The sequence below is a fragment of the Pseudomonas sp. S30 genome, from assembly GCF_016518545.1.
In the GTDB taxonomy this organism is placed as follows: domain Bacteria; phylum Pseudomonadota; class Gammaproteobacteria; order Pseudomonadales; family Pseudomonadaceae; genus Aquipseudomonas.
On sequence record NZ_JACVTO010000009.1, the window covers coordinates 83,928 to 110,498 of the forward strand.

At 63.6% G+C, this 26,571-nt stretch carries 28 protein-coding genes, 1 tRNA gene and 1 CRISPR repeat array; of the genes, 5 read left to right on the plus strand and 24 right to left on the minus strand.

Features of this window, described 5'->3' with window-relative positions:
- The 15 genes from ispG to trmJ all read right to left on the minus strand — a co-directional run bounded on the left by ispG (window position 1) and on the right by trmJ (window position 11,826).
- Entirely contained in the window at window positions 1-1,110 is a 1,110-nt protein-coding gene (gene ispG, locus IAE34_RS12315) for a flavodoxin-dependent (E)-4-hydroxy-3-methylbut-2-enyl-diphosphate synthase (RefSeq protein ID WP_200139233.1), read from the minus strand.
- 3 nt (window positions 1,111-1,113) lie between these two features.
- Window positions 1,114-2,127 carry a RodZ domain-containing protein gene (locus IAE34_RS12320; RefSeq protein WP_200139234.1) on the minus strand — a complete coding sequence of 338 codons (1,014 nt, stop codon included), beginning with the start codon at window positions 2,125-2,127 and terminating at the stop codon, window positions 1,114-1,116.
- A complete protein-coding gene (gene pilW, locus IAE34_RS12325; RefSeq protein ID WP_200139235.1) occupies window positions 2,124-2,885 on the minus strand; it encodes a type IV pilus biogenesis/stability protein PilW in 762 nt (253 codons plus the stop codon). The genes IAE34_RS12320 and pilW overlap by 4 nt, the downstream gene beginning before the upstream one ends.
- Window positions 2,886-2,897: 12 nt before the next feature.
- Window positions 2,898-4,046, minus strand: a complete 1,149-nt coding sequence (gene rlmN, locus IAE34_RS12330) for a 23S rRNA (adenine(2503)-C(2))-methyltransferase RlmN (protein WP_200139236.1) — start codon at window positions 4,044-4,046, stop codon at window positions 2,898-2,900.
- A 28-nt stretch (window positions 4,047-4,074) separates the two neighbouring features.
- Window positions 4,075-4,500: a nucleoside-diphosphate kinase gene (ndk, locus tag IAE34_RS12335; RefSeq protein WP_200139237.1), complete on the minus strand. Its 426-nt coding sequence runs from the start codon at window positions 4,498-4,500 to the stop codon at window positions 4,075-4,077.
- An 89-nt stretch (window positions 4,501-4,589) separates the two neighbouring features.
- The gene (iscX, locus tag IAE34_RS12340) at window positions 4,590-4,790 is read right to left on the minus strand and encodes a Fe-S cluster assembly protein IscX (RefSeq protein ID WP_200139238.1); all 201 of its coding nucleotides are present in this window, start codon (window positions 4,788-4,790) and stop codon (window positions 4,590-4,592) included.
- A gap of 10 nt (window positions 4,791-4,800) precedes the next feature.
- Complete coding sequence (fdx, locus tag IAE34_RS12345) at window positions 4,801-5,142, minus strand: ISC system 2Fe-2S type ferredoxin (protein WP_200139239.1); 342 nt, start codon at window positions 5,140-5,142, stop codon at window positions 4,801-4,803.
- 3 nt (window positions 5,143-5,145) lie between these two features.
- Window positions 5,146-7,008 (minus strand): Fe-S protein assembly chaperone HscA, encoded by a 1,863-nt coding sequence (hscA, locus tag IAE34_RS12350; protein ID WP_200139240.1) that lies wholly within the window; start codon window positions 7,006-7,008, stop codon window positions 5,146-5,148.
- 42 nt (window positions 7,009-7,050) lie between these two features.
- A complete protein-coding gene (gene hscB, locus IAE34_RS12355) occupies window positions 7,051-7,572 on the minus strand; it encodes a co-chaperone HscB (protein WP_200139241.1) in 522 nt (173 codons plus the stop codon).
- Between the two features lie 8 nt (window positions 7,573-7,580).
- Complete coding sequence (gene iscA, locus IAE34_RS12360; RefSeq protein WP_028695982.1) at window positions 7,581-7,904, minus strand: iron-sulfur cluster assembly protein IscA; 324 nt, start codon at window positions 7,902-7,904, stop codon at window positions 7,581-7,583.
- Window positions 7,905-7,927: 23 nt separating this feature from the next.
- Window positions 7,928-8,314 carry a Fe-S cluster assembly scaffold IscU gene (iscU, locus tag IAE34_RS12365; RefSeq protein ID WP_003248539.1) on the minus strand — a complete coding sequence of 129 codons (387 nt, stop codon included), beginning with the start codon at window positions 8,312-8,314 and terminating at the stop codon, window positions 7,928-7,930.
- Window positions 8,315-8,360: 46 nt separating this feature from the next.
- The gene (locus IAE34_RS12370) at window positions 8,361-9,575 is read right to left on the minus strand and encodes an IscS subfamily cysteine desulfurase (protein ID WP_200139242.1); all 1,215 of its coding nucleotides are present in this window, start codon (window positions 9,573-9,575) and stop codon (window positions 8,361-8,363) included.
- A gap of 38 nt (window positions 9,576-9,613) precedes the next feature.
- Window positions 9,614-10,105: a Fe-S cluster assembly transcriptional regulator IscR gene (gene iscR / locus IAE34_RS12375; RefSeq protein ID WP_200139243.1), complete on the minus strand. Its 492-nt coding sequence runs from the start codon at window positions 10,103-10,105 to the stop codon at window positions 9,614-9,616.
- A 175-nt stretch (window positions 10,106-10,280) separates the two neighbouring features.
- A complete protein-coding gene (cysE, locus tag IAE34_RS12380; RefSeq protein WP_200139244.1) occupies window positions 10,281-11,066 on the minus strand; it encodes a serine O-acetyltransferase in 786 nt (261 codons plus the stop codon).
- Between the two features lie 4 nt (window positions 11,067-11,070).
- Window positions 11,071-11,826 (minus strand): tRNA (cytosine(32)/uridine(32)-2'-O)-methyltransferase TrmJ, encoded by a 756-nt coding sequence (gene trmJ, locus IAE34_RS12385; protein WP_200139245.1) that lies wholly within the window; start codon window positions 11,824-11,826, stop codon window positions 11,071-11,073.
- Window positions 11,827-11,977: 151 nt separating this feature from the next.
- Here trmJ and suhB point away from each other — a divergent pair, with 151 nt between their 5' ends.
- Window positions 11,978-12,796: a type III secretion system regulator SuhB gene (gene suhB, locus IAE34_RS12390; RefSeq protein ID WP_200139246.1), complete on the plus strand. Its 819-nt coding sequence runs from the start codon at window positions 11,978-11,980 to the stop codon at window positions 12,794-12,796.
- An 81-nt stretch (window positions 12,797-12,877) separates the two neighbouring features.
- Here suhB and IAE34_RS12395 read toward each other — a convergent pair whose 3' ends face one another.
- The 6 genes from IAE34_RS12395 to queA form a co-directional block, all read right to left on the minus strand.
- Window positions 12,878-13,426 (minus strand): glycine zipper 2TM domain-containing protein, encoded by a 549-nt coding sequence (locus IAE34_RS12395; RefSeq protein ID WP_200139247.1) that lies wholly within the window; start codon window positions 13,424-13,426, stop codon window positions 12,878-12,880.
- 121 nt (window positions 13,427-13,547) lie between these two features.
- Window positions 13,548-14,456, minus strand: a complete 909-nt coding sequence (gene secF, locus IAE34_RS12400) for a protein translocase subunit SecF (RefSeq protein WP_200139248.1) — start codon at window positions 14,454-14,456, stop codon at window positions 13,548-13,550.
- A 10-nt stretch (window positions 14,457-14,466) separates the two neighbouring features.
- The gene (gene secD, locus IAE34_RS12405) at window positions 14,467-16,329 is read right to left on the minus strand and encodes a protein translocase subunit SecD (RefSeq protein ID WP_200139249.1); all 1,863 of its coding nucleotides are present in this window, start codon (window positions 16,327-16,329) and stop codon (window positions 14,467-14,469) included.
- A 65-nt stretch (window positions 16,330-16,394) separates the two neighbouring features.
- The gene (yajC, locus tag IAE34_RS12410; RefSeq protein ID WP_200139250.1) at window positions 16,395-16,730 is read right to left on the minus strand and encodes a preprotein translocase subunit YajC; all 336 of its coding nucleotides are present in this window, start codon (window positions 16,728-16,730) and stop codon (window positions 16,395-16,397) included.
- A 41-nt stretch (window positions 16,731-16,771) separates the two neighbouring features.
- Complete coding sequence (tgt, locus tag IAE34_RS12415; RefSeq protein WP_200139334.1) at window positions 16,772-17,887, minus strand: tRNA guanosine(34) transglycosylase Tgt; 1,116 nt, start codon at window positions 17,885-17,887, stop codon at window positions 16,772-16,774.
- Between the two features lie 14 nt (window positions 17,888-17,901).
- On the minus strand, window positions 17,902-18,951 hold the full coding sequence (gene queA, locus IAE34_RS12420) for a tRNA preQ1(34) S-adenosylmethionine ribosyltransferase-isomerase QueA (protein ID WP_200139251.1): 1,050 nt from the start codon (window positions 18,949-18,951) through the stop codon (window positions 17,902-17,904).
- A 109-nt stretch (window positions 18,952-19,060) separates the two neighbouring features.
- Between queA and IAE34_RS12425 the strand changes: the two genes are divergently transcribed.
- From IAE34_RS12425 to IAE34_RS12440, 4 genes are all read left to right on the plus strand, one after another.
- Window positions 19,061-19,145: transfer RNA gene (locus IAE34_RS12425), tRNA-Leu, on the plus strand.
- 306 nt (window positions 19,146-19,451) lie between these two features.
- Entirely contained in the window at window positions 19,452-19,961 is a 510-nt protein-coding gene (locus IAE34_RS12430) for a sigma-70 family RNA polymerase sigma factor (protein ID WP_200139252.1), read from the plus strand.
- A 3-nt stretch (window positions 19,962-19,964) separates the two neighbouring features.
- Window positions 19,965-20,903: a FecR domain-containing protein gene (locus IAE34_RS12435; RefSeq protein WP_200139253.1), complete on the plus strand. Its 939-nt coding sequence runs from the start codon at window positions 19,965-19,967 to the stop codon at window positions 20,901-20,903.
- Between the two features lie 177 nt (window positions 20,904-21,080).
- The gene (locus IAE34_RS12440; protein WP_442793238.1) at window positions 21,081-23,444 is read left to right on the plus strand and encodes a TonB-dependent siderophore receptor; all 2,364 of its coding nucleotides are present in this window, start codon (window positions 21,081-21,083) and stop codon (window positions 23,442-23,444) included.
- A 316-nt stretch (window positions 23,445-23,760) separates the two neighbouring features.
- On the opposite strand, the gene IAE34_RS12445 is transcribed toward IAE34_RS12440, so the two are convergent.
- The 3 genes from IAE34_RS12445 to IAE34_RS12455 form a co-directional block, all read right to left on the minus strand.
- A complete protein-coding gene (locus IAE34_RS12445; protein ID WP_200139255.1) occupies window positions 23,761-24,141 on the minus strand; it encodes a hypothetical protein in 381 nt (126 codons plus the stop codon).
- Between the two features lie 555 nt (window positions 24,142-24,696).
- The gene (locus IAE34_RS12450; protein WP_200139256.1) at window positions 24,697-25,317 is read right to left on the minus strand and encodes a LysE family translocator; all 621 of its coding nucleotides are present in this window, start codon (window positions 25,315-25,317) and stop codon (window positions 24,697-24,699) included.
- Between the two features lie 204 nt (window positions 25,318-25,521).
- Window positions 25,522-25,868: direct repeats of the CRISPR family, unit length 28 nt; unit sequence TTTCTGAGCTGCCTACACGGCAGTGAAC.
- A gap of 180 nt (window positions 25,869-26,048) precedes the next feature.
- Window positions 26,049-26,513 (minus strand): hypothetical protein, encoded by a 465-nt coding sequence (locus IAE34_RS12455; RefSeq protein ID WP_200139257.1) that lies wholly within the window; start codon window positions 26,511-26,513, stop codon window positions 26,049-26,051.
- Window positions 26,514-26,571: the final 58 nt, after the last annotated feature.

A 26,571-nucleotide genomic window follows, 5' to 3' on the forward strand; every position in this document is an offset into this window, starting at 1 on the left:
TCAGCCACGGGCGATGAGCGCCGCGTCGGCCTCGGCCTTCTCGGCCGCTTTCTGGCGGATGAGCCTTTCCAGCTCATCGACCAGGTTGTCGTTGGTCAGCTTCTGCGCCGGCTTGCCGTCGATGTACACGAGGTTCGGCGTACCCCCGGTGAGGCCTACATGGGACTCCTTGGCCTCGCCCGGCCCGTTGACCACGCAACCGATGACCGCGACGTCCAGCGGCACCAGCAGGTCCTCCAGGCGCCCTTCCAGCTCGTTCATGGTCTTGACCACATCGAAGTTCTGCCGCGAACAGCTCGGGCAGGCGATGAAGTTGATGCCACGCGAACGCAGGTGCAGCGACTTGAGGATGTCGTAGCCGACCTTCACTTCCTCGACCGGATCGGCCGCCAGGGAAATGCGGATGGTATCGCCGATGCCTTCGGCGAGCAGCATACCGAGGCCGACGGCGGATTTCACCGTCCCCGAACGCAGACCACCGGCTTCGGTGATGCCCAGGTGCAGGGGCTGGACGATCTGCCGGGCGAGCAGGCGGTAGGCCTCGACGGCCATGAACACGTCCGAAGCCTTGACGCTGACCTTGAAATCCTGGAAATCCAGGCGATCGAGGTGCTCGACATGGCGCATCGCCGACTCCACCAGCGCGGCCGGGGTCGGTTCGCCGTACTTCTTCTGCAGATCCTTCTCGAGCGAGCCGGCATTGACCCCGATACGAATCGGAATGCCGCGATCGCGGGCGGCGTCCACCACCGCGCGCACACGGTCTTCGCGACCGATGTTGCCCGGATTGATGCGCAGGCAGTCGACGCCCAGCTCGGCGACGCGCAGGGCGATCCGGTAGTCGAAATGGATGTCGGCGACCAGGGGCACGCTGACTTGTTGCTTGATCTTGCCGAACGCTTCGGCAGCGTCCATGTCCGGCACGGACACGCGCACGATGTCGACGCCGGCATCGACCAGGCGCTGGATCTGCCCCACGGTGGCCGCCACGTCGTTGGTGTCGGTGTTGGTCATGCTCTGCACCGCGATGGGGGCGTCGCCGCCCACCGGCACATTGCCGACCCAGATCTTGCGGGATTCGCGACGTTTGATCGGAGATTCGCCGTGCATGACTTACTGTCCCAACTTCAGGCGAGCGGTCTCGCCACTGGTGAACGGAGCGACATCGACCGCCTGGCCGTTGAAGCTGACCTGGGCGCCGCGGGCGAAGCCCAGACGCACTGCGAAAGGCGGCTTGCCGGCCAGGTCCAGGTTCTCACCCTTGCGCTTGATGCCGCTGAACAGCACCTTGCCGTTGCCGTCGGTGACCTGGGTCCAGCAATCGGCCGAGAACTGGATGGCGACCTTGCCTTCACCGGCGACCGCAGCGGCGGGCTCACCGGCTGGGACGGGGGTCGGCGTGGCGGCGACAGCGCCTGCAGTCGAATGCTGCGGCTGAGCCTGCACGTGGGCCTGGGCCGGCGCGGTCGCTGCCGGGGTGGCCGGCGGGGTGGCCGGAGCCTGCTCGGACGGTTCGGCGGCCGGCGCGGCCGACTCGCTCTCGGCGGTGCCCGCAGCACTCTGATCCAGCGGCAGCGGTGAGCTTTCCGGCTGCTGACCAGCGCTCACCGCCTGGTCTTCAGGCTCGTCCAGCGCGTGGATCTGCGTGGTGCCATCGGCACTTTCGACTTCGACGTGCTCCAGGGCGATGTTGCTCAGGTCCTTGCCGTGCTGAGCGCTCTGGTCCTGCCACCAGAAGAAGCCACCCCCGACCACGGCGATCAGCAGCAGCAGGCTGACACCGCGCAGGATGTTGTGCGACAGGCGCACCGGCTCCTCGATGCGACCGAGCGAATGCACCTCGCTGCCCTTGGCGTGGGTACCGGTGATCTGGTCGAAGGCCTCGACCAGGGGCGCCTGGTCCATGTCCATGAGCTTGGCGTAGGCGCGAATGTAGCCGCGTGCGAAGGTGTGCCCGGGCAGCTTGTCGAAGGCCCCGGTTTCCAGGTAATTCAGCGAAGTGACCGTAAGGTTGAGCCTACGGGCGACCTCGGCCTGCGACCAGTCCCGGTGCTCGCGCGCCTGGCGCAGGATTTCACCGGGATGCTGCTGAATCGCTGCTGCTGCTTCGGGGTGCGCGGCTTTCATCGTTGCTCCGACAGGTATTGCTGATATTCCGGCGTACCGGGATAAAGTCGTTGTAATGTGCGGCCCAGCTCGTCCGCCGTGCCATGGGCCTCGACGATGCGAGCCAGACGATTGCCCAGCAACAGGCTGCGGGCATCCTGTTCGCCCTGCTGGCTGAATCGTTCGTAGTAATCCCAGGCCGGCACATAATGCCTGTTTTCGTAGGACAACTCAGCCATTTCCAGCAGTGCCCGCGGCTGATGCCGGTCGAGGCGCAAGGCTTTCTCCAGATGAGCCTGGGCCTGATCGGCGTGGCCTAGCCTGAGCGCGGTCAGCCCGAGGTTCTCGTAGACCCGCGCGCGCTCAGGATACAGGGTATCGCTGGCCGCTTGGCGAAACATCTGCTCGGCCTGGCGAAAATGCCCTTGAGCATAGAGGAAACTGCCATAGTTGTTGCGAATGCGCGCATCGTCGCTGCGCTGGGCCAGGGCCTGGCGATAGTGGGCGTCCGCCAGCTCGGGCTCGCCCTGCGCCTGGAACGCCAGCGCCAGGGCCGCATGGGCGTCGGCATCGCGCGGGTCCAGTTCCAGTGCACGGGCCAGCGGCACCTTGGCCTGCTCGGCCATGCCCTGCTGCAGATAACCCAAGCCGAGTTGCACGTAAGCCCGCCCTGCCTCCACTCGGCCTTGGCGAGTGGACAGCGGATCGCTGGCGCCGCCGGAAACGCAACCGGCCAGCAATAGCAATGACAGGATCGACAGCGCTGCGCGCAGGGTCATCGGCGGTGTCCGTCAGTGGCGCGCAGCGCTGTCTGGCAACTCGCTGCCGTCGGCGTTGAGCTGGCGCACAGCGATGTAGCGCTCGCTGCGGCGGGTGCGGTCCATGACCTGGCCGACCAGCTGGCCGCAGGCCGCATCGATGTCCTCGCCGCGGGTGGTGCGGGTGGTGACGTTGAAGCCGCCGTGATGCAGCAGGTCCTGGAAGCGACGGATCGCGTTGTTGCTCGGTCGCTCGTAGCCCGAGTGCGGGAACGGGTTGAACGGGATCAGGTTGATCTTGCACGGCACGTCGCGCAGCAGCTCGATCATCTGCGCAGCATGTTCGGGCTGGTCATTGACGTCCTTGAGCAAGGTGTACTCGACGGTCAGCACGCGCTTGCCGCCCAGGGTGGCCATGTAGCCCAGGCAGGACTCCAGCAGCACCTTGAGCGGGTACTTCTTGTTGATCGGTACCAGCTGGTTGCGCAACGCGTCGTTGGGCGCGTGCAGCGACAGGGCCAGGGAGACGTCGATATGCTTGGCCAGCTCGTCGATCATCGGCACCACGCCGGAGGTGGACAAGGTGACGCGACGCTTGGAGATGCCATAGCCCAGATCGTCCATCATGATCTTCATGGCGGCGATGACATTGTCGAAATTGAGCAGCGGCTCGCCCATGCCCATCATCACCACATTGGTGATGGCGCGGTCGACCTTGGCCGGGACGGTGCCGAAGGATTTGTTCGCCAACCAGACCTGGCCGATGACCTCTGCCGCGGTGAGGTTGCTGTTGAAGCCTTGCTTGCCGGTGGAGCAGAAGCTGCAGTCCAGGGCGCAGCCGGCTTGCGACGAGACGCAGAGGGTACCGCGGTCGTCGGTGGGAATGTAGACGGTCTCGACGCAGCTGCCCGAGGCAACGCGCACCACCCATTTGCGGGTACCGTCGGCGGAAATGTCTTCACTGACCACTTCCGGAGGCCGGATCTCGGCAATGGCCTCGAGCTTCTCGCGCAAGGCCTTGCCGACGTTGGTCATGTCCGCGAAGTCGGACACGCCAAAATGGTGAATCCATTTCATCACCTGACCGGCACGGAAGCGCTTCTCCCCGATCGAGTCGAAGAACTGTTCCATTTCCGGCAGGGTCAGCCCCAACAGGTTGATTTTGCCAGTAGATGTCGTCATGGATTCACCTTCACGCGCGAGCTTTCGCTCAGCGAGTGGTTACCTCGGTAGCTGCGAAGAAGTAAGCGATCTCGCGAGCGGCAGCGGCTTCGGAGTCCGAACCGTGGACGGCGTTGGCGTCGATCGACTCGGCGAAGTCGGCGCGGATGGTACCGGCGGCGGCTTCTTTGGGGTTGGTGGCGCCCATCAGTTCGCGGTTCAGTGCGATGGCGTTCTCGCCTTCGAGCACCTGGACGACGACCGGACCGGAGGTCATGAAGGCGACCAGGTCACCGAAGAAGCCGCGCGCGCTGTGCTCGGCGTAGAAGCCTTCGGCCTCGGCCTTGGACAGTTGCTTGATCTTCGAGGCGACGACTTTCAGGCCGGCTTTTTCGAAGCGGGTGGTGATCTCGCCGATCACGTTCTTGGCAACGGCGTCAGGCTTGATGATGGAGAAGGTACGTTGAACAGCCATGGAAAACTCCAGAATATTGAGTGTTGCGAAAAATTAAACCCGCGAATTATACGCGGGTTCGGGGGCATTGCCTAACCTGCGGGTGTCGTTCAATCGGCTTCTTCGATCCAGGCGGCCTGGATGGCCTCCAGGACCTTCTCGCCACCGCGCGAGGGATCGTCGCTGAAGTCGGGCAACTCCTGCACCCAACGCGACAGATTGACGAAGTTCACGTAACGAGGATCGACGTCCGGCTTGCTTTCTGCAAGTTGAATGGCGATCTCAAGTACATCAACCCATTTCAGACTCATGAATCGACCCTCAATGCGGCGCTTCGGCAGCGTGGTTGAGTGAGTATTTGGGAATCTCGATGGTCAGGTCGGCGTCGCCCACCACCACCTGGCAACCCAGGCGCGACTGCGCTTCCAGGCCCCAGGCCTTGTCCAGCATGTCTTCCTCGAGTTCATCGGCTTCCTCGAGCGAGTCGAAGCCTTTGCGCACGATGCAGTGGCAGGTGGTGCAGGCCTTGACCCCACCACAGGCGCTTTCCATCTCGATGTGGTGCTCGTGGGCCAGCTCCAGGATATTGGTGCCGGATGCCACCTCCACGGTCAGCCCCTCGGGGCAGAATTTCTCATGCGGCAGGAATGTCACCAGCGGCATCGGTTACTCCTCGATCTCATTCAGGTTGCGCCCGGCCAGTGCGGCTTTGACCGTCGAATCAAGGCGACGGGCGGCAAAGGCATCGGTCACCTGCGACAGACGCTTGGTCTGCTGCTCGATGGCGGCGCCATCGGTGCCGGTGAGCAAATCACGTAGTTCCTGCATCTGGAAGCCGATGGCTTCGCGCTCTTCGGCGCTGAGCAGACGTTCGCCGTCGGCGTCCAGGGCACCCTGGACCGCCTCGAGCAGACGCTCGCCGTCGACCTGATGCTCACGCAGCTGGCGCGCCTGCTTGTCGGAGCCGGCGTGCTCGAACGAGTCCTTGAGCATGCGGGCGATCTCACCATCGGTCAGGCCATAGGATGGCTTGACCTGAATGCTCGACTCCACGCCCGAGGCCAGCTCGCGCGCCGCGACGCTGAGCAGGCCATCGGCGTCGACCTGGAACGTCACGCGGATCTTCGCAGCACCCGCGACCATCGCCGGGATGCCACGCAGCTCGAAGCGGGCCAGGGAGCGGCAGTCGCTGATCAGCTCGCGCTCGCCCTGGAGCACGTGGATCATCATGGCCGACTGGCCATCCTTGTAGGTGGTGAACTCCTGGGCGCGGGCCACCGGAATGGTGGTGTTGCGCGGGATCACCTTCTCCATCAGGCCGCCCATGGTCTCCAGACCCAGCGACAGGGGAATGACGTCCAGCAGCAGCAGCTCACCGCCCTCGCGGCGATTGCCTGCCAGGGTGTCGGCCTGAATGGCGGCGCCGATGGCGACCACCTGGTCCGGGTCGATCGAGGTCAGGGGCGCGCGACCGAACAGCGTGCCGACCGCGTCACGCACGCGCGGAACGCGGGTGGAGCCGCCGACCATCACCACCGCGGCGACATCCTCAAGCTCGACGCCACTGTCGCGCACGGCGCGCCGGCAGGCCTTCAGGCTGCGGGCTATCAACGGCTCGATCATGGCCTCGAACGCAGTGCGGCTGAGCTCGCCCTGCCAGCTTCCATAGGCGACCTGGACGCGCTCGGCATCGGTCAGCGCTTCCTTGGCGGCGCAGGCGGCCTGCAACAACTGGCGCTGGGTGGCCGGGTCGAGGTCGGCGGACAAGCCCGCCTGCTCGATGATCCAGCTGGCGATGGCGTGGTCGAAGTCATCGCCGCCCAGCGCCGTGTCGCCACCGGTGGCCAGCACTTCGAACACCCCGGCGCTCAGGCGCAGGATGGAAATGTCGAAGGTGCCGCCGCCCAGGTCGAAGATCGCCACCAGGCCCTCGGCGTTCTGGTCCAGGCCGTAGGCCACCGCCGCAGCGGTAGGCTCGTTGAGCAGGCGCAGCACATTCAGCCCGGCCAGCCGCGCGGCATCCTTGGTGGCCTGGCGCTGGGCATCGTCGAAATAGGCCGGCACGGTGATCACCGCGCCCACCAGATCGCCGCCCAGGGTCTGTTCGGCGCGCTCGCGCAGCACCTTGAGGATGTCCGCCGAGACCTGCACCGGGCTCTTGGGCCCCTGCACGGTGTCGATGAAGGGCATGTGCGACTCGCCACCGACGAAGCGATACGGCAGTTGCTCACCGAGCTGTTTGACATCGGCCAGGCCACGTCCCATCAGACGCTTGACCGACAGAATACTGTTGAGTGGGTCGCTGGAGGCGGCGTCGCGCGCAGCCTGGCCCACTTCGCAGCGGCCTTCCAGATAACGCACCGCGGAGGGCAGGATGAGAGCGCCCTGGTCATCGGGCAGTGGCTCGCTACGGCCACTGCGTACAGCGGCGACGAGCGAATTGGTGGTCCCCAGGTCGATGCCCACCGCCAGGCGACGCTGGTGCGGCTGGGGGCTCTGACCGGGTTCGGCGATCTGCAGTAGGGCCATGCTTATCTAGATACCTTGGGCGTCGTCACGGCAACGCCGGGATTAATCGTCGAGGCGCTCTTCGAGTTGGCGCACTTCCTGGGCGAGCTTGTCGAGGAACTGCATGCGGCGCATCAGGCGCTCGGCCCTGTCGCGCTCGGCAGCTTGATCCCAGCAGGCGGCGAATTCCTCGTCGAGGGCGCTCTGGGCGCCCTTGAGGCGCTTCTTGAACACCGCCACGCCGTCCAGGTCCGCCTCGTCCTGCAACTCCTCGAGCTCCTCGCGCCACTGCATCTGCTGCAACAGGAAGTCCGGGTCGTGGACCGTGACTTCCTGGGGCACCTCCTGGCCGTTCATGGCCAGCAGATAACGGGCACGGCGCGGCGCACTGCGCAGCGTCTGGTAGGCGTCGTTGAGCGCGGCGGACTTCTCCAGCGCCGTGCGCTGGTCACGCTCGGAGGCATCGGCGAAGCGATCGGGATGAACCTCACGGGCCAGCGCGCGATAGCGCACGGCCAACTGGTCGAGGTCCAGGCGGAAGCTGGGTTGCAGCTCGAACAGCGCGAAATGGCAAGGACTACCCACGTCAGGCCTCAGACATTGAAGCTTTCGCCGCAGCCACATTCACCGCGCACGTTGGGGTTGTTGAACTTGAAGCCTTCGTTCAACCCTTCCTTGACGAAGTCCAGCTCGGTGCCGTCGAGGTACACCAGGCTTTTCGGGTCGATGATGACCTTCACGCCATGGTTCTCGAACACCTGGTCTTCGCCGGCCAGCTCGTCGACGAACTCCAGCACGTAGGCCAGGCCCGAGCAGCCGGTGGTGCGCACGCCCAGGCGGATGCCCTCACCCTTGCCGCGCCCGTCGAGGGAGCGGCGAATGTGGTTGGCGGCGGCTTCTGTCATGCTGATAGCCATCGGAACTCCTTCGCGTGGGCGAGTCAGATCAAGCCTTTTTTCTGCTTGTAGTCGCGTACGGCTGCCTTGATGGCATCCTCGGCGAGAACCGAGCAGTGGATCTTGACCGGCGGCAAGGCCAGCTCTTCGGCCAGCTGCGTGTTCTTGATGGTTTCGGCTTCGTCCAGGGTCTTGCCCTTCATCCACTCGGTGGCCAGGGAGCTGGAGGCGATGGCCGAACCGCAGCCGTAGGTCTTGAACTTGGCGTCTTCGATGACGCCCTGCTCGTTGACCTTGATCTGCAGGCGCATCACGTCGCCGCACGCCGGGGCGCCGACCATGCCGGTGCCGACATCGGGGTCTTCGGCGTTCATCTTGCCGACGTTACGCGGGTTTTCGTAGTGGTCGATGACCTTTTCGCTGTATGCCATGGTGCAATTCCTTCCTCGTCAGGGAGCCGCTCTTGCTGGCGACTGCTTAGTGGGCGGCCCACTCGATCTTGGAGATGTCGACGCCGTCCTTGTACATATCCCACAGCGGCGACAGTTCACGCAGTTTGTTCACCGCCTTGCAGACTTCCTGCGCGGCGTAGTCGACTTCTTCCTCGGTGGTGAAGCGGCCGAAGGAGAAGCGGATCGAGCTGTGCGCCAGCTCGTCGTTGCGGCCCAGGGCGCGCAGCACGTAGGACGGCTCCAGCGAAGCGGAGGTGCACGCCGAACCGGAAGACACCGCGATGTCCTTGAGCGACATCAGCAGCGACTCGCCTTCCACGTAGTTGAAGCTCAGGTTCAGGTTGTGCGGCACGCGCTGGGTCTGGCTGCCGTTGACGTACAGCTCCTCAAGGTTGGAGACCTGCTTGAAGAAGCGGTCGCTCAGGGCCTTGATGCGCACGTTTTCGGCGGCCATGTCCTGCTTGGCGATGGCGAAGGCCTCGCCCATGCCGACGATCTGGTGAGTGGGCAGGGTGCCGGAGCGCATGCCGCGCTCATGGCCACCACCGTGGATGATGGCTTCCAGGCGCACCCGCGGCTTGCGGCTTACGTACAGCGCGCCGATGCCCTTGGGACCGTAGACCTTGTGCGCGGAGAACGACATCAGGTCGACCTTGAGCTTTTGCAGGTCGATCTCGACCTTGCCCGCCGACTGCGCGGCATCGACATGGAACAGCACGCCGCGGGCGCGGGTCAGTTCGCCGATGGCGGCGATGTCGTTGATCGAGCCGACTTCGTTGTTCACGTGCATCAGCGAGACCAGGATGGTGTCATCGCGCAGCACCGCCTCGACCATCGCCGGGGTGACGATGCCGTCTTCGCCGGGTTCGAGGTAGGTGACTTCGAAACCTTCGCGCTCGAGCTGGCGAGCGGTGTCCAGGACCGCCTTGTGCTCGATCTTGGAGGTGATGATGTGCTTGCCCTTGGTCTGGTAGAAGTGCGCAACGCCCTTCAGAGCCAGGTTGTCGGACTCGGTGGCGCCGCTGGTCCAGACGATCTCGCGCGGATCGGCGTTGATCAGCTCGGCGACCTGACGACGGCCATTCTCGACCGCTTCCTCGGCGCGCCAGCCGAACACGTGGGAACGCGAGGCCGGGTTACCGAAGTTGCCGTCCACCAGCAGGCAGTCGGCCATCTTCTGCGCGACACGAGGATCGACCGGCGTGGTCGCGGAGTAATCGAGGTAGATCGGCAACTTCATTGAATATCTCCTATCAGGCGTTGGCGTCGCTCGTCGCATCAGTCGACGGCGGACGTCTCAATCTTGTCCAGCAGGGCAACGCGACCGGCGACACGGCGCAGGTCCTGGCGCTGGGCGACTTCCTGCACCTCGCGGCGCATGACCAGGTCGGCCAGGCTGATGCCGCTGAGGAACTCGTGGATCTGCTGGCTGAGGTCGCACCACAGGTGGTGGGTCAGGCAGGTGTCACCCGAGTGGCAGTCCCCGAGGCCCTGGCAGCGGGTGGCATCGACCGACTCGTTGACCGCATCGATCACCTGAACCACCTGGATGGTGTCCATGGTCCTGGACAGCTGATAGCCGCCGCCCGGTCCGCGTACGCTGGACACCAGGCTACTGCGGCGCAGCTTGGCGAACAGCTGCTCCAGGTAGGAAAGGGAGATGCCCTGGCGTTCGGAGATATCGGCCAGGGACACCGGGCCGTGCTGCGCATGCAACGCCAGGTCGAGCATGGCGGTCACGGCGTATCGGCCTTTGGTAGTCAATCGCATGGCTATGGGTACCACAGGAGTTACAGGATGTGAGCGAGTATGCGATTCCCGAGCATTTAAGTCAAGTATAAGACCTAGTGCTTTAGTCGGGATTGAGCGCGAGGGGCGGCGCGATGATAGCAGAGACCGCGCCTGAGCACACGCCCCGCCTTGCCCCCTCGCCTGCACCGCACACTCAGTGGACTGACGCGTCGCTGCGGGTGACCGGCTCGACCGCGGCGAAGTCTTCCTCGGGCAGTGCTGGCAGCGCCTTGGCGCTGTAGTCGCTGCCCAACTGGGTGAGCGCGCCGCACATGCCTTCCAGGCGTTCGTCCACGGCGTGCAGGTGGTCGAGCATCTGGCCGATGGCGCGGGCCACCGGGTCGGGCATGTCGGCGCTGACCCCATAGGCGTCGAAACCGATCTTCTCGGCCATGGCCTTGCGCCGGGCTTCGACCTCGTCGTCGGGCTGGCGCACGATGATCCGCCCGGGTATGCCCACCGCAGTGGCCCCGGCCGGCACCGCCTTGGTCACCACGGCGTTGGAGCCGATCTTGGCCCCGGCACCCACAGTGAAGGGACCCAGCACTTTGGCGCCGGCGCCGACCACCACACCATCTTCCAGGGTGGGGTGACGCTTGCCCTTGTTCCAACTGGTGCCACCGAGGGTCACGCCCTGGTACAGCGTGACGTCGTCGCCGATTTCGGCGGTTTCGCCAATGACGATTCCCATGCCGTGATCGATGAAGAAGCGGCGCCCGATGGTGGCACCCGGATGGATCTCGATGCCGGTGGCCCAGCGGCCGAGGTTCGACACCAGCCGCGCCAGCCATTTGAAGTCGCGACGCCACAGCGCACTGCCCAGCCGATGCAGCCAGATCGCGTGCATGCCGGGGTAGCAGGTGAGCACCTCGAAGGTGTTGCGCGCGGCGGGGTCACGGTGGAAGACGCTCTGGATGTCTTCACGCAGACGTTCGAACATGTTTTCAGTCCTTGCGCTTGTGCGCGTCACCCCGAGCCACTTTCTGGGTCTCGGTGAGGATGCCACGCAGGATACTCATTTCGGTCCGGTCCATGGCGCTGCGCCCATAGAGCCGGCGCAAGCGCGGCATCAGGTGCCGGGGCTTGTGCGGATCGAGGAAACCGATGTCCACCAGGGTCTTTTCCAGGTGCTCGTAGAACAGCTCCATGTCGTCCATGGTCGCCAGTTCGCCCGACTCGTCCTTTTCCTTGTGCTTGTCCACAGGCGCCACTGCCAGGCTGGCCATGCGCACCTCATAGGCCAGTACCTGCACGGCCGCCGCCAGGTTCAGCGAGCTGAAATCGGGGTTGGACGGGATGTGCACATGGAAATGACAGCGCTGCAGTTCCTCGTTGGTGAGGCCGGCATGCTCGCGCCCGAACACCAAGGCGATCTGCTCGCCACCGACGGCACGTTCGACTGCCTTGGCGCCACACTCGCGCGGGTCGACCAACGGCCAGGGAATGCTGCGCTCGCGGGCACTGGTGCCCATCACCAGGCTGCAACCGACCAGCGCCTGCTCCAGGCTCTCGACCACCTCGGCAGCGGCGAGTACATCGTCGGCGCCCGAGGCACGGGCGCTGGCCTCTTCAGCAGGGAAGGCCTTGGGCTGGACCAGCACCAGGCGCGACAGGCCCATGTTCTTCATGGCACGCGCAGCGCCGCCGATGTTGCCGGGGTGACTGGTGTTGACCAGAACGACACGAATATTCTGCAGCACGGGGACAGGCTCACGAAGGCGGATAACAGGGGAGCGGATGTTACCTAAGCGACAGACGTTGCGCCACGAAAGCGCATGTCACCCTTCTGCCGGAACACTTTTCTGATAGACTAGGCGGCTTTCTTCTTTAACATCTCCAGGTGAAACGCCCATGCAGCCTATGCTGAATATCGCCCTGCGCGCGGCCCGCAGCGCCAGTGAACTGATTTTCCGCTCCATCGAACGCCTTGACAGCATCAAGGTGGACGAGAAAGAGGCCAAGGACTACGTTTCGGAAGTCGATCGCGCTGCCGAGCAGACCATCGTCAACGCCCTGCGCAAGGCCTATCCCAACCACTCCATCCAGGGTGAAGAAACCGGCCTGCACGCCGGCACTGGCGAGGAAGGCAAGGACTACCTGTGGATCATCGATCCGCTGGACGGCACCACCAACTTCCTGCGTGGCGTTCCGCACTTCGCGGTGAGCATCGCCTGCCGCTACCGCGGTCGCCTGGAGCACGCGGTCATCGTCGATCCGGTGCGCCAGGAAGAATTCACCGCCAGCCGCGGCCGCGGCGCCCAGCTCAACGGTCGTCGCCTGCGCGTCAGCTCGCGCAGCAGCCTGGAAGGCGCGCTGCTGGGCACCGGCTTCCCGTTCCGCGACAGCCAGATGGCCGACCTGGACAACTACCTGGGCATGTTCCGCGCCCTCACCGGCCAGACCGCTGGCATTCGCCGCGCCGGTTCCGCCGCGCTGGACCTGGCCTACGTGGCCGCCGGCCGTTTCGATGCATTCTGGGAGTCGGGCCTGTCCGAATGGGACATGGCCGCGGGCGTGCTGCTGATCCAGGAAGCGGGCGGCCTGGTCAGCGACTTCAACGGTGGGCATGATTTCCTCGAGAAAGGCCACATCGTCGCGGGCAACATCAAGTGCTTCAAAGCGGTGCTAACGGCCATCCAGCCGCACCTGCCGGAAAGCCTGAAGCGCTGAAAACCTGCCTTCTGACTGTAACGAAAGGGGCCGCTCACTGAGCGGCCCCTTTCGTTTATCGGCAATCGCGCTTGCGCGCACTCACTGCCCAGGCTGGGCCTGGCTCAGCACCAGCTTGCCGTTCTTGTCCAGCGGGATGGTCGAGCCTGGCTCGTGGTCCATCTTCACCACCCCGGCCTGGTCGCCGATGGTGTACTTCACCGTATAGCCGACGACCTTGTCGCTGATGTCGTTGACGGTGTTGCAGCGCGTCTGGGTGGTGCTGTAGGTGTCACGCTGCTGCATGCCCTCCTGCACCTTGTTGCCGGCGTAGCCGCCGCCCACCGCACCGGCCACCGTGGCCAGCTTCTTGCCGTTGCCGCCACCGATCTGATTGCCCAGCAGGCCGCCAGCCAGCGCACCCACCACCGTACCGGCGATCTGGTGCTGATCCTGCACGGGACGCTGACGCGTCACGGTCACATCCTTGCACACCTCGCGCGGCGTCTTCACCTGTTGCTTGATCGGCTGCACATCGGTGACCTGGGCGTATTCCGGCCCTTTGTTCACCAAGCTGTAGGTCGCCACAGCACCTCCGGCAGTGACACCGACAGCACCCAGAACCGCACCCACCAGCATTGATTTGTTCACGTGGAATCTCCTGATCGTACACAGCGGGACACTGCCCGCCTTCTCCCTGCCTTGGAGCAAAAAAAAAGGCGCGAGTTCAACACTCGCGCCTCTCAGTACGCCAGACGGCGCGGGAAAAGCCTTATGGGCGGTCGTCCACACCCTCGGCCTTGACCGGTGGAATCAGGTCTTCGCTGTTCAGATTCAGCCAGATCAGCACCACGTTGGCGATGTAGATCGACGAGTAGGTACCGGCCATGACGCCGATGAACAGCGCCAGGGAGAAGCCGAACAGGTTGTCGCCGCCGAAGAACAGCAGCGCAGCGATCGCCAGCAGGGTCGACACCGAGGTGGCGATGGTGCGCAGCAGGGTCTGGGTGGTCGAGACGTTGATGTTCTCGATCAGGGACGCCTTGCGCATCACCCGGAAGTTCTCGCGCACCCGGTCGAACACCACGATGGTGTCGTTGAGCGAGTAACCGATGATCGCCAGCACCGCCGCCAGCACCGTCAGGTCGAAGGTGATCTGGAAGAACGACAGGATGCCCAGCGTCACCACCACGTCGTGGATCAGCGAGACGATGGCGCCTACGGCGAACTTCCATTGGAAGCGGAAGGCCAGGTAGATGAGGATGCCGCCCAGGGCCAGGAGCATGCCCAGACCGCCCTGGTCGCGCAGCTCTTCACCGACCTGCGGGCCGACGAACTCGACGCGCTTGACGGTGGCCGGGTTGTCGCCGCCCAGTTTCTGCAAGGCGCCGGCCACGCGGTTACCCAGTTGCGGGTCGTCGCCCGGCATGCGCACCAGCAGGTCGGTGGTGGCACCGAAGCTCTGCACCACGGCTTCGTGGAAGCCCGACTGGTTCAGCTCGGCACGCACGGCCTGCAGATCCGCCGGACGCTCGTAGGTCAGCTCGATCAGCGTGCCGCCGGTGAAGTCCAGGCCGAAGTTCAGGCCCTTCTGCCACCAGCTGAACAACGCCAGCACGGTGAGGAGCATGGTGACGGCGAACGCGACGTTGCGCACGCCCATGAAATTGATGGTTTTCATCGCAGCTCCCTCAAACCCACAGCTTCTTGATGTCACGCCCGCCGCAGGTCAGGTTGACCATGGCGCGGGTCACCATGACGGCGGTGAACATCGAGGTGAATATCCCGAGGGACATGGTGACCGCGAAGCCCTTGACCGGGCCGGTACCCATGGCGAACAGGATGCCGCCGACCAGCAGGCTGGTCAGGTTGGCGTCGATGATCGCGGTATAGGCGCGGTTGAAACCTTCATGAATGGCGCGCTGCACCGACATGCCCGACTTCAGCTCCTCGCGGATCCGCGAGAAGATCAGCACGTTGGCGTCGACCGCCATGCCCATGGTCAGCACGATACCGGCGATACCCGGCAGCGTCAGGGTGGCGCCGAGCAACGACATCAGCGCCAGCAGCAGCACCATGTTGCCCGCCAGGGCGATGGTGGCGATCACGCCGAAGCCGCGGTAGATGGCGATGATGAACAGCGAGACGAACAGCATGCCCCACAGCGACGCGTCGATACCCTTGGTGATGTTGTCGGCACCCAGGCTCGGGCCGATGGTGCGCTCTTCGGCGAAGTACATCGGTGCGGCCAGGCCACCGGCGCGCAGCAGCAGCGCCAGTTCGGACGATTCGCCCTGGCCGTTCAGGCCGGTGATGCGGAACTGGCTGCCCAGTGGCGACTGGATGGTCGCCAGGCTGATGATCTTCTTCTCTTCCTTGAAGGTCTGGATCGGCACGTCTTTCTCGACGCCGTCGACCACCTGCTTCTCGTAGCGGGTCATCGGGCGCTGCTCGATGAAGATCACCGCCATGCTGCGCCCGACGTTGCTGCGCGTGGCGCGGCTCATCAGTTCGCCGCCGTGGCCGTCCAGGCGGATGTTGACCTGCGGACGGCCGTGCTCGTCGAAGCTGGCCTGGGCGTCGGTGACCTGGTCACCGGTGATGATCAGACCGCGCTCCACTGCTGCCGAGCGGTTGCCGTCGCGGAACTCGAACACTTCGGTGGTGGCTTTCGACGCGCCCGGCTCGGCGCCGAAGCGGAACTCCAGGTTGGCGGTCTTGCCGAGGATTCGCTTGGCTTCGGCGGTGTCCTGCACGCCCGGCAATTCGACCACGATGCGGTTGCCGCCCTGGCGCTGGACCAGCGGTTCGGCCACGCCCAGTTCGTTGACCCGGTTGCGCACGGTGGTGAGGTTCTGTTTGACCGAGTATTCGCGGATTTCCGCGACCTTGGCCGGGGTCAGCGCCATGCGCAGCACCGACAGCTCATTGCGCTCGGTGGTGGTGACCTCGAAGTCGGTGAAATTCTTGCGCACCAGGGCACGGGCCTGTTCGCGGGTGGCGTCGTCGGCGAAGCCGAGCAGGATGGCGCCGTCCTGTTGCGGCAGGCTGCGGTAGCGTACGCGCTCCTTGCGCAGCAGGGTCTTGACTTCACCGTCATAGACCTTCATGCGCGCGCTCATGGCCTTGTCCATGTCCACTTCGAGCAGGAAGTGCACACCGCCGGAGAGGTCCAGGCCGAGCTTCATGGGGCTGGCGCCGAGGTTGCGCAGCCACTGCGGGGTGGTCTGGGCCAGGTTGAGCGCGACCACGTAGTCGTCACCCAGGGCCTTGCGCACCACGTCCTTGGCCGGCAGTTGGTCTTCCTGGTTGCTCAGGCGCACCAGCGCACTGCCCTTCTCGCCCAGGCTGGCGCCCTTGACGGCGATGTTGGCGTCGGTCAGCGCCTTGGTGGCGCGGTCCAGATCGGCCTGGCTCAGGTGCAGGGCCGAGCTTGCGCCGCTGATCTGCACTGCCGGATCGTCCGGATAGAGGTTGGGAGCGGAATAGATAAAGCCGACCGCCAGTACCGCGAGGATCAGCAGGTATTTCCACAGAGGGTATTTGTTCAGCATCACGCCGCCCGTTCAAGACGCGGGGCGCTTTGCGCGCCCCGACTGGAAAAAATGAAACCGGTAACTCAGATAGCCTTGAGCGTACCTTTTGGCAGGGTCGCGGCGATGGCGCCCTTCTGGAACTTCAGCTCGACGCTGTCGGACACTTCCAGTACCACGAAGTCATCCGAGACCTTGACGATCTTGCCGGCGATACCACCGTTGGTGACCACTTCGTCGCCTTTCTGCAGGGCGCCGAGCAGGTTCTTCTGCTCTTTGGCGCGCTTGGCCTGCGGGCGCCAGATCATCAGGTAGAAGATGACCAGGAAGCCGACCAGGAAGATCCATTCGAAGCCAGTGCCGGCAGGACCGGCGGCCGGGGCTGCGGCATCCGCGTAGGCGGCGGGAATCAGAAAGCTCATGTAGCACTCCAGTTGCTTAATTTAGTGTTGTGTACGAACAGTCAATCCAAGGGCGGTACGGGGAGCCCGCGCTTGGCGTAGAAGGCGTCGACAAAGGCGGCCAATTTACCCTGTTGAATAGCCTCGCGTAAACCGGCCATCAAGCGCTGGTAATGGCGCAAGTTGTGGATGGTATTGAGCATGCTGCTCAGCATTTCGCCGCACTTGTCCAGGTGATGCAGGTAGGCGCGGGAGAAGTTGCTGCAGGTATAGCAGTCACAGGTCGGATCCAGCGGCGAATCATCGTGGCGATGGAACGCGTTGCGGATCTTGATCACCCCCGTGTCGACGAACAGATGACCGTTGCGCGCATTGCGCGTGGGCATCACGCAGTCGAACATGTCGACGCCGCGGCGCACACCCTCGACCAGATCCTCGGGTTTGCCTACCCCCATAAGGTAACGAGGTTTGTCAGCAGGCATCTGTTCCGGCAGGTAGTCCAGCACCTTGATCATCTCGTGCTTGGGCTCGCCCACCGACAGGCCGCCGATGGCCAGGCCGTCGAAGTCGGTGTTCACCAGCGCCTCGAGCGAGCGCATGCGCAAGTCCTGGTACATGCCGCCCTGGACGATGCCGAACAGCGCCGCGGTGTTGTCGGCATGGGCGTTCTTCGAGCGCTGGGCCCAGCGCAGCGACAGCTCCATGGAGGTGCGCGCGACGTCGTGCTCGGCCGGGTACGGCGTGCACTCGTCGAAGATCATCACGATGTCCGAACCCAGGTCGCGCTGCACCTGCATGGACTCTTCCGGGCCCATGAACACCTTGGAGCCGTCCACCGGCGAGGCGAAGGTCACGCCCTCTTCCTTGATCTTGCGCATGGCGCCGAGGCTGAACACCTGGAAGCCGCCGGAGTCGGTGAGAATCGGGCCTTTCCACTGCATGAAGTCGTGCAGGCCATTGTGCTTCTTGATCACCTCGGTGCCCGGGCGCAGCCACAGGTGGAAGGTGTTGCCCAGGATGATCTCGGCGCCGATGGCCTCGATGTCCCGCGGCAGCATGCCCTTGACCGTGCCGTAGGTACCCACCGGCATGAACGCCGGCGTTTCCACGGTGCCACGGGGGAAGGTCAGCCGACCGCGACGGGCCTTGCCGTCGGTGGCCAGCAGTTCGAAGGACATACGACAGGTGCGACTCATGCTTGATCCTCGGGGCCGCGCGGCGCCGGATTGCGGGTGATGAACATGGCATCACCGTAACTGAAGAAGCGATACCCCTGCTCGACCGCCGCCGCGTAGGCCGCCATGGTCTCGGGGTATCCGGCGAAGGCCGAGACCAGCATCAGCAGCGTGGACTCGGGCAAATGGAAATTGGTCACCAGGGCGTCGACCACATGGAACGGCCGCCCGGGATAGATGAAGATGTCGGTGTCGCCGCTGAAGGCCTTGAGCACGCCATCGCGCGCGGCGCTCTCCAGCGAGCGCACGCTGGTGGTGCCCACCGCGATCACCCGCCCGCCCCGCGCGCGGCAGGCCTGGATGGCATCGACCACGTCCTGGCCCACTTCGAGCCATTCCTTGTGCATGTGGTGGTCTTCGATCTTGTCGACCCGCACCGGCTGGAAAGTGCCGGCGCCCACGTGCAGGGTGACGAAGGCGCTGTCGACGCCCTTGGCGGCGATCCGTTCGAGCAGCGCCTGGTCGAAGTGCAGGCCCGCCGTGGGCGCCGCCACGGCACCGGCACGCTCGGCGTACACGGTCTGGTAGCGCTCGCGGTCGGCGCCTTCGTCGGGCCGATCGATGTAGGGCGGCAGCGGCATGTGCCCGACGCGGTCGAGCAGCGGCAGCACTTCTTCGCTCAAGCGCAGCTCGAACAGGGTGTCGTGGCGCGCCACCATCTCGGCTTCGCCGCCGCCGTCGATCAGCACCGTGGCACCGACCTTCAGCGCCTTGCTGGCGCGCACATGGGCCAGCACGCGATGGCTGTCCAGCACCCGCTCGACGAGCATCTCGAGCTTGCCGCCCGAGGCTTTCTGGCCGAACACCCGCGCCGGTATCACGCGGGTGTTGTTGAACACCATCAGGTCGCCGGGGCGCAGGTATTCGAGCAAGTCGGTGAAGCGCCGGTGCGCCAGCTCCCCGCTCGGCCCGTCCAGGACCAGCAAGCGGCTGCCATGGCGCTCGGCCAGGGGGTGACGGGCGATGAGGGAATCGGGGAGTTCGAAGGAAAAATCGGCGACGCGCATGATCGTGTTCGGCTTGGCAGGGCCGGGAAGTTTAGCCCAACCCATGAAAATTGACCATGAAAGCCGATTGACCGACCAGTGGCACCTCTCTATACTGCGGCGCCTACAAGCCCTGATGGCGGAATTGGTAGACGCGGCGGATTCAAAATCCGTTTTCGAAAGGAGTGGGAGTTCGAGTCTCCCTCGGGGCACCAAGATGTTGAAAGAAACCGACCTTTGGGTCGGTTTTTTTGTGGGTGAGTGGTTTGTGGCCACTTTCCTGAGGTGCCGTGTAGGCGAGTCAAAACCGCTTCACGGACTCACGCCAAAGCGAGCGTGCCTGCCATTCGACCTGCTCGCCAACCCCTACCTCGGCGTTCATCCAAACCGCGACTCGCAGCTTCCGTCACCACGCCTCCTAAGCCAAAACCCGCAACACCCACCACATCACGCCTTGCCAAACCTTGAAACACTCATGAAAATGAGACTAATTTTCATTCAGTTCGTCTCAGGTACGGGCAATGTCTTCTGTCGATCCTTCACAGCATCAGGCCATGGAATCTCTCTATGCCGAGCATCACCCGTGGCTGTGCGGCTGGTTGCGCAAGCGTCTGGGCTGTCTGGATCATGCGGCGGATCTGGCGCAAGACACGTTCATCCGGGTGCTGCTGCAGCGCAAGGCGCTGGAGTTGCGCGAGCCGCGAGCGTACCTCAGCACCATTGCCCGCAGCTTGATGATCGACGGTTTTCGGCGTCGGGCGCTGGAGCAGACTTACCTGGAAACCTTGGCAGCACGCCCCGAAGCGCTGGAGGTGTCGCCGGAAACCCGCTTGCAGATCATCGAGACCCTGCTGGAAATCGATCGCATGCTGGACGGTCTCGGCGGACGAACCCGGGAGATTTTTCTGATGGCCCAGCTCGATGGCTTGAGCTATGTGGAAATCGCACGCCAGTTGAGGGTGTCGGTCACCACTGTGAAGAAGCATGCGGTGCGAGCCTTGACCCACTGCCTGTTCGCCCTCGAGGACTGAGCGGTGGCGCTGAATCATGCCGTGCTCGAAGCCGCCGCGCGCTGGCACGTCGAGCTGCACTGCGACCCCTCTGACGAAACGGTCCGGGAAGCGCACCGGCGCTGGCTGGACGCCGATCCGGGGCATCGTCTGGCCTGGGAGCGTCTGGGGCGCTTGCAGGAGCGTTTCGGGCAGATCGAGCCGGGCATCGGTCGCGCCACCTTGCACAGTGCCTATCTCAAGCGACGCGAGGTCATGAAAGTGCTGTCGCTGCTGATTGCAGCCGGGGCCACCGGCACTGCTACCTGGAAGCTGGCACCCCTGCCCTCGCTGACGGCCGACCTACGCACCGCCACCGGCGAGCGAAAAACCTTGGAACTCGAAGACGGCAGCCAATTGCAACTGAACACGGCGACGGCGATCAACGTGCGCTACAGCGCCACGCTGCGGGAATTGCAGGTGGTACGCGGGGAAATCCTGGTCGAGACCGCTCGCGACCCCTCAGGTCGGCCCTTCATCGTCCACACCCCTGAGGGCAGCGTTCGTGCCCTGGGCACGCGCTTTCTGGTGCGCAGCGAAGACGCCCAGAGCCGCGTCTGTGTGCTGCAACATGCCGTTGAAGTGCGCGCGGCACATACGCTGTCGCCCGTGCACGTCGGCGCCGGGGAGCAACTGCTGTTCACTCAGGACACGGTGGGCTCAGTACGCACGGCGCTGCCACAGGCCGACGCCTGGACCCGCAGCATGCTGGTGGTCAACGACTGGCGGCTGCAAGACTTGATCGCCGAATTGCAGCGCTACCGCCCCGGGTATCTTCGCTGCAGTGAAAAGGTCGCGAACTTGAGTATTTCCGGGGTCTTCCATCTGCAAGACATCGACGCGGTGCTGGAAAACCTCACCTCGACCCTGCCCGTGCGCATCCGCGCGTTCACCCCGTACTGGACCCGTGTGGAACCGGCTTGAGACCTTGTGAAAAAAAATGCGCGCAGGGGTTATCGATTGGAATGATCGTTCGACTTGGTAGTAAAGGCGCCATCTGCGTCACCCCTGCCACGTCGAACCAAGAGAGCTCGCATGTCTGCCTCAACGCCCACCCACCACCGACCCGATCCGCTGAAACGCGCCATTGCCCAGGGCGTCATGAGCCTCGCCCTGAGCGTGCCCCTGGGCGCCCTGATGGCCGCGCCCAGCGCGTGGGCGCAGACCGCAGGTGATATCCGCCTGGACATCCCCGCAGGTGCGGTGGGCGCTGCGCTGGCGCAGTTCTCGACCACGACGGGTGTCAACATTTCCTACGACCCAAAAGCTGCGCAAGGCCAGCGCTCGTCAGCGCTGCATGGCCGTTACACCGTGGACGCCGGTCTGCGCCAGCTGTTGGCCGGAACCCGACTGCAAGCGGTCCTGCTGGGCAACGGCAGCTACTCGCTGGTGGCGATGACCGACGACGCCGTGCAACTGAGCCCTACCGCCATTTCCGGCAAAACCCTGGAGCCTGCCTCGGGTCCGAGCGAGGGCTATGTCGCCACCCGCAGCAGCACCGGCAGCAAGACCGACACACCGATCGTCGAGACGCCCCAGTCGATTTCCGTCATCACCCGCCAGCAGATGCAGGCCCAGGGCGCGCAGACGGTCACCGACGCATTGCGCTACGTGCCCGGCGTGAAGGTCGAGGCCTATGGCCTGGACCCCAAAGGCTTCGATTGGCTGTACCTTCGCGGTTTCAACGGCCAGTCCAGCAGCGACTACCTCAACGGCCTGCGCCAGCAGAACAACAGCTACGCGTTCTTTCGTAGCGAAGCGTACGCCTTCGACCGTATCGACGTGGCACGCGGCCCTTCATCCACCCTGTTCGGTCAGGGCGATGCGGGCGGTATCGTCAATCGCGTCAGCAAGAAACCGCAGGCCGACCACACCAACGAAGTGCAGCTGACCGGGGGCAACCACGATCGCCTGCAAGGCCAATTCGACATCGGCGGCACACTGAACAACGATCCGACCTTGCTCTACCGCGTGGTCGGCCTGGCCCGCGATGCCAACACCCAAGTCGATTACGCCGACGGCCACGAGCTGGAAGACAACCGCCTGTACATCGCGCCGTCGTTCACCTGGGCACCGGACGAAGACACCAGCTTCACCTTCCTCAGCGATTTCATGCGCGACCATAACGGCGGTTCGCTGTTCGCCTACAGCACGCCCAGTGGCCATACCACGAACATCCTGATGGGCGACCACAGCTACAACCATTTCGACCAGGATCAGTACACCCTCGGCTACGAGTTCCGCCACCGTTTCAATGACACCTGGGAATTCCGTCAGAACGCGCGTTACGGGCAAGTCGACCTGATCTTCCAGAACCTGCTGCCCGCCGCGGTCGATCCAGGCACTGGCAACGTCACGCGTATCGCCGACCGCTTCGACCAGCACATGGACACCTTCAACCTCGACAACCAGTTGCAGGCCGACTTCGACACCGGGCCTCTGACCCATAAACTGTTGATGGGCGTGGATTACGCCTGGCAGGACGCCGATATCACTCGCTGGCGCACACGCGGTCCGAGCCTGAACATCTACAACCCGCAGTACGGCCAGAGCGTCGCCCGGCCTTCGGCAGCCAACAGCCTGAGTTCCATCAACTACGACCAGACCATTCAACAAGTGGGTGGTTACCTGCAGGATCAGATCAAGTTCGACGACCACTGGATTCTCACCGCAGGCGGCCGTTACGACTATGTGCGCAACGACCTGGACAACCACGTCGGCGCCTCGACCAACCAGAAGGACAACGCCTTCACCGGGCGCCTGGGCCTGACCTATCTCACCGACTTCGGCCTGGCGCCCTACGTCAGTTATGCCGAGTCGTTCATGCCCAACACCGGAACCGACCGCACCGGCAGCGCCTTCGACCCCAGCGAGGCCCATCAATGGGAAGTGGGCGTGAAGTATCAGCCAACCGACGACGTGCTGATGACCTTGGCCGCCTACGACCTGACCAAGACCAACGTCACCACCAACGAGATCGTGGGCGGCGTGACGACGGGCTACTCGGTGGCTTCCGGCGAGCAACGATCCAAGGGTATCGAAGCGGAGATCAAGGCCCGTCTGGACCGCAACTGGGACTTGCTGGCTTCCTACACCTATACCCGCGCCGAGATCACCAAGAGCAATAACGGCGACCAAGGCAATCGCCCGGCCAACGTGCCCAAGCACATGGCCTCCGCCTGGCTGAACTACACCTTCCACGACACGGCGCTGGACGGCTTGAGCCTGGGCGCAGGTGCCCGCTACACCGGCGTGCTGTACGGCGACAACGCCAACACCTACCACATCGACAACTACACGCTGTTCGATGTCGGGGCGAGCTACCCGATCAACAGCAACGTGACGGTCTCGGTGAACGCGCAGAACTTGCTCGACACCCAATACGTCGCTTCTTGCGATGACTCGTACGAGTGCTATCCGGGTATGCGCCGCACGTTGTTGACCAGCGTGAAGTATTCCTGGTGAACGACGCGTTTACGATCGTGCAGAGGTGTTACTGGCACTGAACCCGTGTGAGGCCGTCGATCTTATGACGTGCGGCGGCCCGTACTTGCCAGGACTACATTGCTTGTGTGGCACGTGATATGAGCGGCGTGATGAAATGGAGCAGGCGTTTCGCTCTACAGCAAGATGTGAAAAACCGACCTTCGCGTCGGTTTTTTTTGATTTGTGGCTGCGAGCGTTGGCGACACTACGAGCAAGGAAATTCAGTCAGATTACGTCAGCAAAAATTCAGAGAGCGAAAGGAGATTCCACCCCGAACAGCCCGCAGCCGGGATGGCTACTTATAGTTTTTCAGCAACCAAACCAAGCTCGATACCTTGACAAACTCCGTGATCATTCCCAAGAGAAAAAACAACCACGGTACTGAATGACTCAGTTCACTCGACCAAAATAGCGAAAGAGGGATCGATGGAAGAATAAGTAGTCGAAACGGTGACTGAACCAGCGCGAGATAGACCGCTGATCGTGCCCCAGTCAAGAACAGGATGCTGCTCACAATCAGCGACACATGCAGCACCCAGCTGCCTAACCCCAACCAAAGAGCCATGTCGCTGTGCTCGGTCGCGAGCACGATAATCCGCTTGAGATCCTCCCAATAAGGAATGTCTCCCATGCGAAAACTGCCTGATACATATAACGCGATGATCAAGGCGTCCATGCTGCCCCACCAAAGCTGAATACCTCTTTGTCTCGAACTGACGCTCATGGCCAGAAACCCCCTCCCCTGTATTCGTACACGGTATCCGCTACTACAGGACGCCAGTGCCAAGACTTGCCCTCTTGAGGCCAATGATCATCAGCTTCGACATGGCGCTGCTTGATGCGTCTCGTTTGCCCATAGACGCGTCGTGCAGCATGAAGATGCATAGGCGACCCCTTTTCCTGAAGAGGAACCCATTGGGTGGTGCAGCGCTGCCGGCCTCCATGGGTCGATCACGTTTAAGCGCTTCGTCCACGCGGCTCTCACGATAAAAGTACTCTCGACTGTTCTCTGGCGACAGGATCGATCTCACGGCTAGTTGTCAGAAAGAGTGTCTCAACTTACGACGCCTACAAAGTCATCCAAGATGCCCTGAGTTCTCAAGGCACTCCTGGATCAGCCGAATTGAGAGGTGCAGGTACTCGAACAGGTCGGCGGCGTCTCGCGGAACGGGCGCAGTACCAGTCGGGGGTTTAGAGGATGTTGGGGGGCGTGATCATGGCATGATCCTCGTCACCGTCGGCTCAAGGCCAGTCGCGCGGCGAAGATCATGAACAGCACGCCCGTGGTGCGATCCATCCAGGCGATTACCGGGCCTTTGCGCAGCACGCCGGAGAGCGAACGGGTGGCGCCGATCAGTGCCGCGGCCCAGAGTACGCCGAGCACCACATGGATGGCCACCAGGGTGAAGGTCCAGGGAATCAGTGGCTCGCCCTGGGGGATGAACTGCGGCAGGAACGATACGTAGAAAATGCCGATCTTGGGGTTGAGCAGATTGCCGAACAGGCCCCTGAGGAACCAGTTGTGGGTGCGCGGCGCTTCGGACTGGGCTGGGGCCAGGGATTTCCTGGGGCGCAGCAGCATGTTGAGGCCGAGCCAGGCAAGGTAGGCGGCGCCGCAGTATTTGAGAATGTCGTAGGCCAGTTCGGAAACGGCGATCAGGGCGCCCAGGCCGAAGGCGACTGCGGCGCCCCAGATCAGACAGCCGACGTTGATGCCGAGCGCGGCGCGCAAGCCTTGTGCGCGGCCTTCGACGGCCGAGGTGCGCAGGATGAGCGCAGTGTCCAGGCCGGGCGTGATTGTCAACAGGGTAGCGGCGAAAGTGAAGGCAAGCAGGTTGTCGGCAATGGACATGGGGGCGGCCTCGAAGGGTGTGGGCCTAGAATAGTCCCTGGGGCTGGCTTTCCCTAGTGGCTGGCCTCACAGAACGTTTGCAGCCGTGCACGGTTGTAGCATGTTGCCTCGGATGCTGTAGGTCCTTAGGCGCACAGGCTGCGGGCAAGGAAGCATGTTGAAGGAGAGAAACTGTCCTCCCGCATAGCTTTGCGCCAACCTGATTTTCTGAGCTGCCTACACGGCGGTGAACGTGCTGCGCGATGCGCGGGCGCTGGCGCTGGCGCTGGCGCTGGCGAAGAGTTTCTGAGCTGCCTACACGGCAGTGAACCATCGATCAGGAGTTTGGGCTATGAAGGCGCATTTCTGAGCTGCCTACACGGCAGTGAACGGATGTCCGATTCGAGAGCCACTCCAACGGCATTTTCTGAGCTGCCTACACGGCAGTGAACTGGCCAGCGCCGGGCATGTGCCGCTGGCTGATTTTCTGAGCTGCCTACACGGCAGTGAACGCGCCGGTTGGGTCGTAACGCGCGGTGCCCGCTTTCTGAGCTGCCTACACGGCAGCTCAGAAAAGTTCCAGAGCTGGCATGGGCATTGAATTAATATCGACTGCCGCGTAGGCAGCTCGGAAACACAGGAGGCCATAGTCCAGGTCGACGATGTTGCTCACTGCCGTGTAGCCGGCCGAGCAACGATAGCGGAGTGCAACACGCCCTAGGCACCGGACAACAGTGCCTGGGGTCGTTCACTCACACCGTAACCTGCCTGCCCGGCTCGGTACCGCTCTGGCTGCGCAGCAGCAACAGCAAGCTCCAAACCTTCACCACTTCGGCGATGAGGCTGAGAAAGAACACAAGCCAGCCGGCCGGTTCGATCAGCGGGTCCGGCCATAGCAGCGCGGTCGGTATCGACGGCACCAGGATCACTCGGAACGGGGCCTGGGCCAGGCCGAGATAGGCCGCTGAGCGTGCGCCCTTGAGGAACAGGCAGGCGCTGATGAGCACCGTCAGGTACACCGCCAGGCTGGCGAAACCGATCAGGTAGGCGAGCTCGACCTGTGCGGCGGCCAGCTCGAGAAAGCTGCACAGGTCGGTCCAGAACGGAATGTCGCCACGGCGCCAGTTGTCGGCGGCGTAGACCAGCACGATGAGCAGGTCCATCGCCCCCCAGCCGACCTGAGTGAAACGCTGGAACCGCTTGGCCATCAGGGTCAAGAAACACCTCCTGTCGTTGTTTTTCTGGCGACAGCCCACGAAAACGCAGGCGCCGTGC

What these genes read in the sequence shown, in the direction of transcription:
- IAE34_RS12320 (WP_200139234.1), bottom strand. Translation starts at nt 2,127, where the DNA reads ATGAAAGCCGCGCACCCCGAAGCAGCAGCAGCGATTCAGCAGCATCCC.
- pilW (WP_200139235.1), bottom strand. Translation starts at nt 2,885, where the DNA reads ATGACCCTGCGCGCAGCGCTGTCGATCCTGTCATTGCTATTGCTGGCC.
- iscU (WP_003248539.1), bottom strand. Translation starts at nt 8,314, where the DNA reads ATGGCATACAGCGAAAAGGTCATCGACCACTACGAAAACCCGCGTAAC.
- ndk (WP_200139237.1), bottom strand. Translation starts at nt 4,500, where the DNA reads ATGGCTGTTCAACGTACCTTCTCCATCATCAAGCCTGACGCCGTTGCC.
- rlmN (WP_200139236.1), bottom strand. Translation starts at nt 4,046, where the DNA reads ATGACGACATCTACTGGCAAAATCAACCTGTTGGGGCTGACCCTGCCG.
- fdx (WP_200139239.1), bottom strand. Translation starts at nt 5,142, where the DNA reads ATGCCGCTGGTGACATTCCTGCCGCATGAGAAATTCTGCCCCGAGGGG.
- IAE34_RS12440 (WP_442793238.1), top strand. Translation starts at nt 21,081, where the DNA reads ATGAGCCTCGCCCTGAGCGTGCCCCTGGGCGCCCTGATGGCCGCGCCC.
- secD (WP_200139249.1), bottom strand. Translation starts at nt 16,329, where the DNA reads ATGCTGAACAAATACCCTCTGTGGAAATACCTGCTGATCCTCGCGGTA.
- queA (WP_200139251.1), bottom strand. Translation starts at nt 18,951, where the DNA reads ATGCGCGTCGCCGATTTTTCCTTCGAACTCCCCGATTCCCTCATCGCC.
- ispG (WP_200139233.1), bottom strand. Translation starts at nt 1,110, where the DNA reads ATGCACGGCGAATCTCCGATCAAACGTCGCGAATCCCGCAAGATCTGG.
- IAE34_RS12445 (WP_200139255.1), bottom strand. Translation starts at nt 24,141, where the DNA reads ATGGACGCCTTGATCATCGCGTTATATGTATCAGGCAGTTTTCGCATG.
- IAE34_RS12450 (WP_200139256.1), bottom strand. Translation starts at nt 25,317, where the DNA reads ATGTCCATTGCCGACAACCTGCTTGCCTTCACTTTCGCCGCTACCCTG.
- iscA (WP_028695982.1), bottom strand. Translation starts at nt 7,904, where the DNA reads ATGGCTATCAGCATGACAGAAGCCGCCGCCAACCACATTCGCCGCTCC.
- suhB (WP_200139246.1), top strand. Translation starts at nt 11,978, where the DNA reads ATGCAGCCTATGCTGAATATCGCCCTGCGCGCGGCCCGCAGCGCCAGT.
- IAE34_RS12430 (WP_200139252.1), top strand. Translation starts at nt 19,452, where the DNA reads ATGTCTTCTGTCGATCCTTCACAGCATCAGGCCATGGAATCTCTCTAT.
- hscA (WP_200139240.1), bottom strand. Translation starts at nt 7,008, where the DNA reads ATGGCCCTACTGCAGATCGCCGAACCCGGTCAGAGCCCCCAGCCGCAC.
- tgt (WP_200139334.1), bottom strand. Translation starts at nt 17,887, where the DNA reads ATGTCCTTCGAACTGCTGGCCACCGACGGCAAGGCCCGTCGCGGTCGG.
- iscR (WP_200139243.1), bottom strand. Translation starts at nt 10,105, where the DNA reads ATGCGATTGACTACCAAAGGCCGATACGCCGTGACCGCCATGCTCGAC.
- iscX (WP_200139238.1), bottom strand. Translation starts at nt 4,790, where the DNA reads ATGAGTCTGAAATGGGTTGATGTACTTGAGATCGCCATTCAACTTGCA.
- cysE (WP_200139244.1), bottom strand. Translation starts at nt 11,066, where the DNA reads ATGTTCGAACGTCTGCGTGAAGACATCCAGAGCGTCTTCCACCGTGAC.
- IAE34_RS12370 (WP_200139242.1), bottom strand. Translation starts at nt 9,575, where the DNA reads ATGAAGTTGCCGATCTACCTCGATTACTCCGCGACCACGCCGGTCGAT.
- secF (WP_200139248.1), bottom strand. Translation starts at nt 14,456, where the DNA reads ATGAAAACCATCAATTTCATGGGCGTGCGCAACGTCGCGTTCGCCGTC.
- yajC (WP_200139250.1), bottom strand. Translation starts at nt 16,730, where the DNA reads ATGAGCTTTCTGATTCCCGCCGCCTACGCGGATGCCGCAGCCCCGGCC.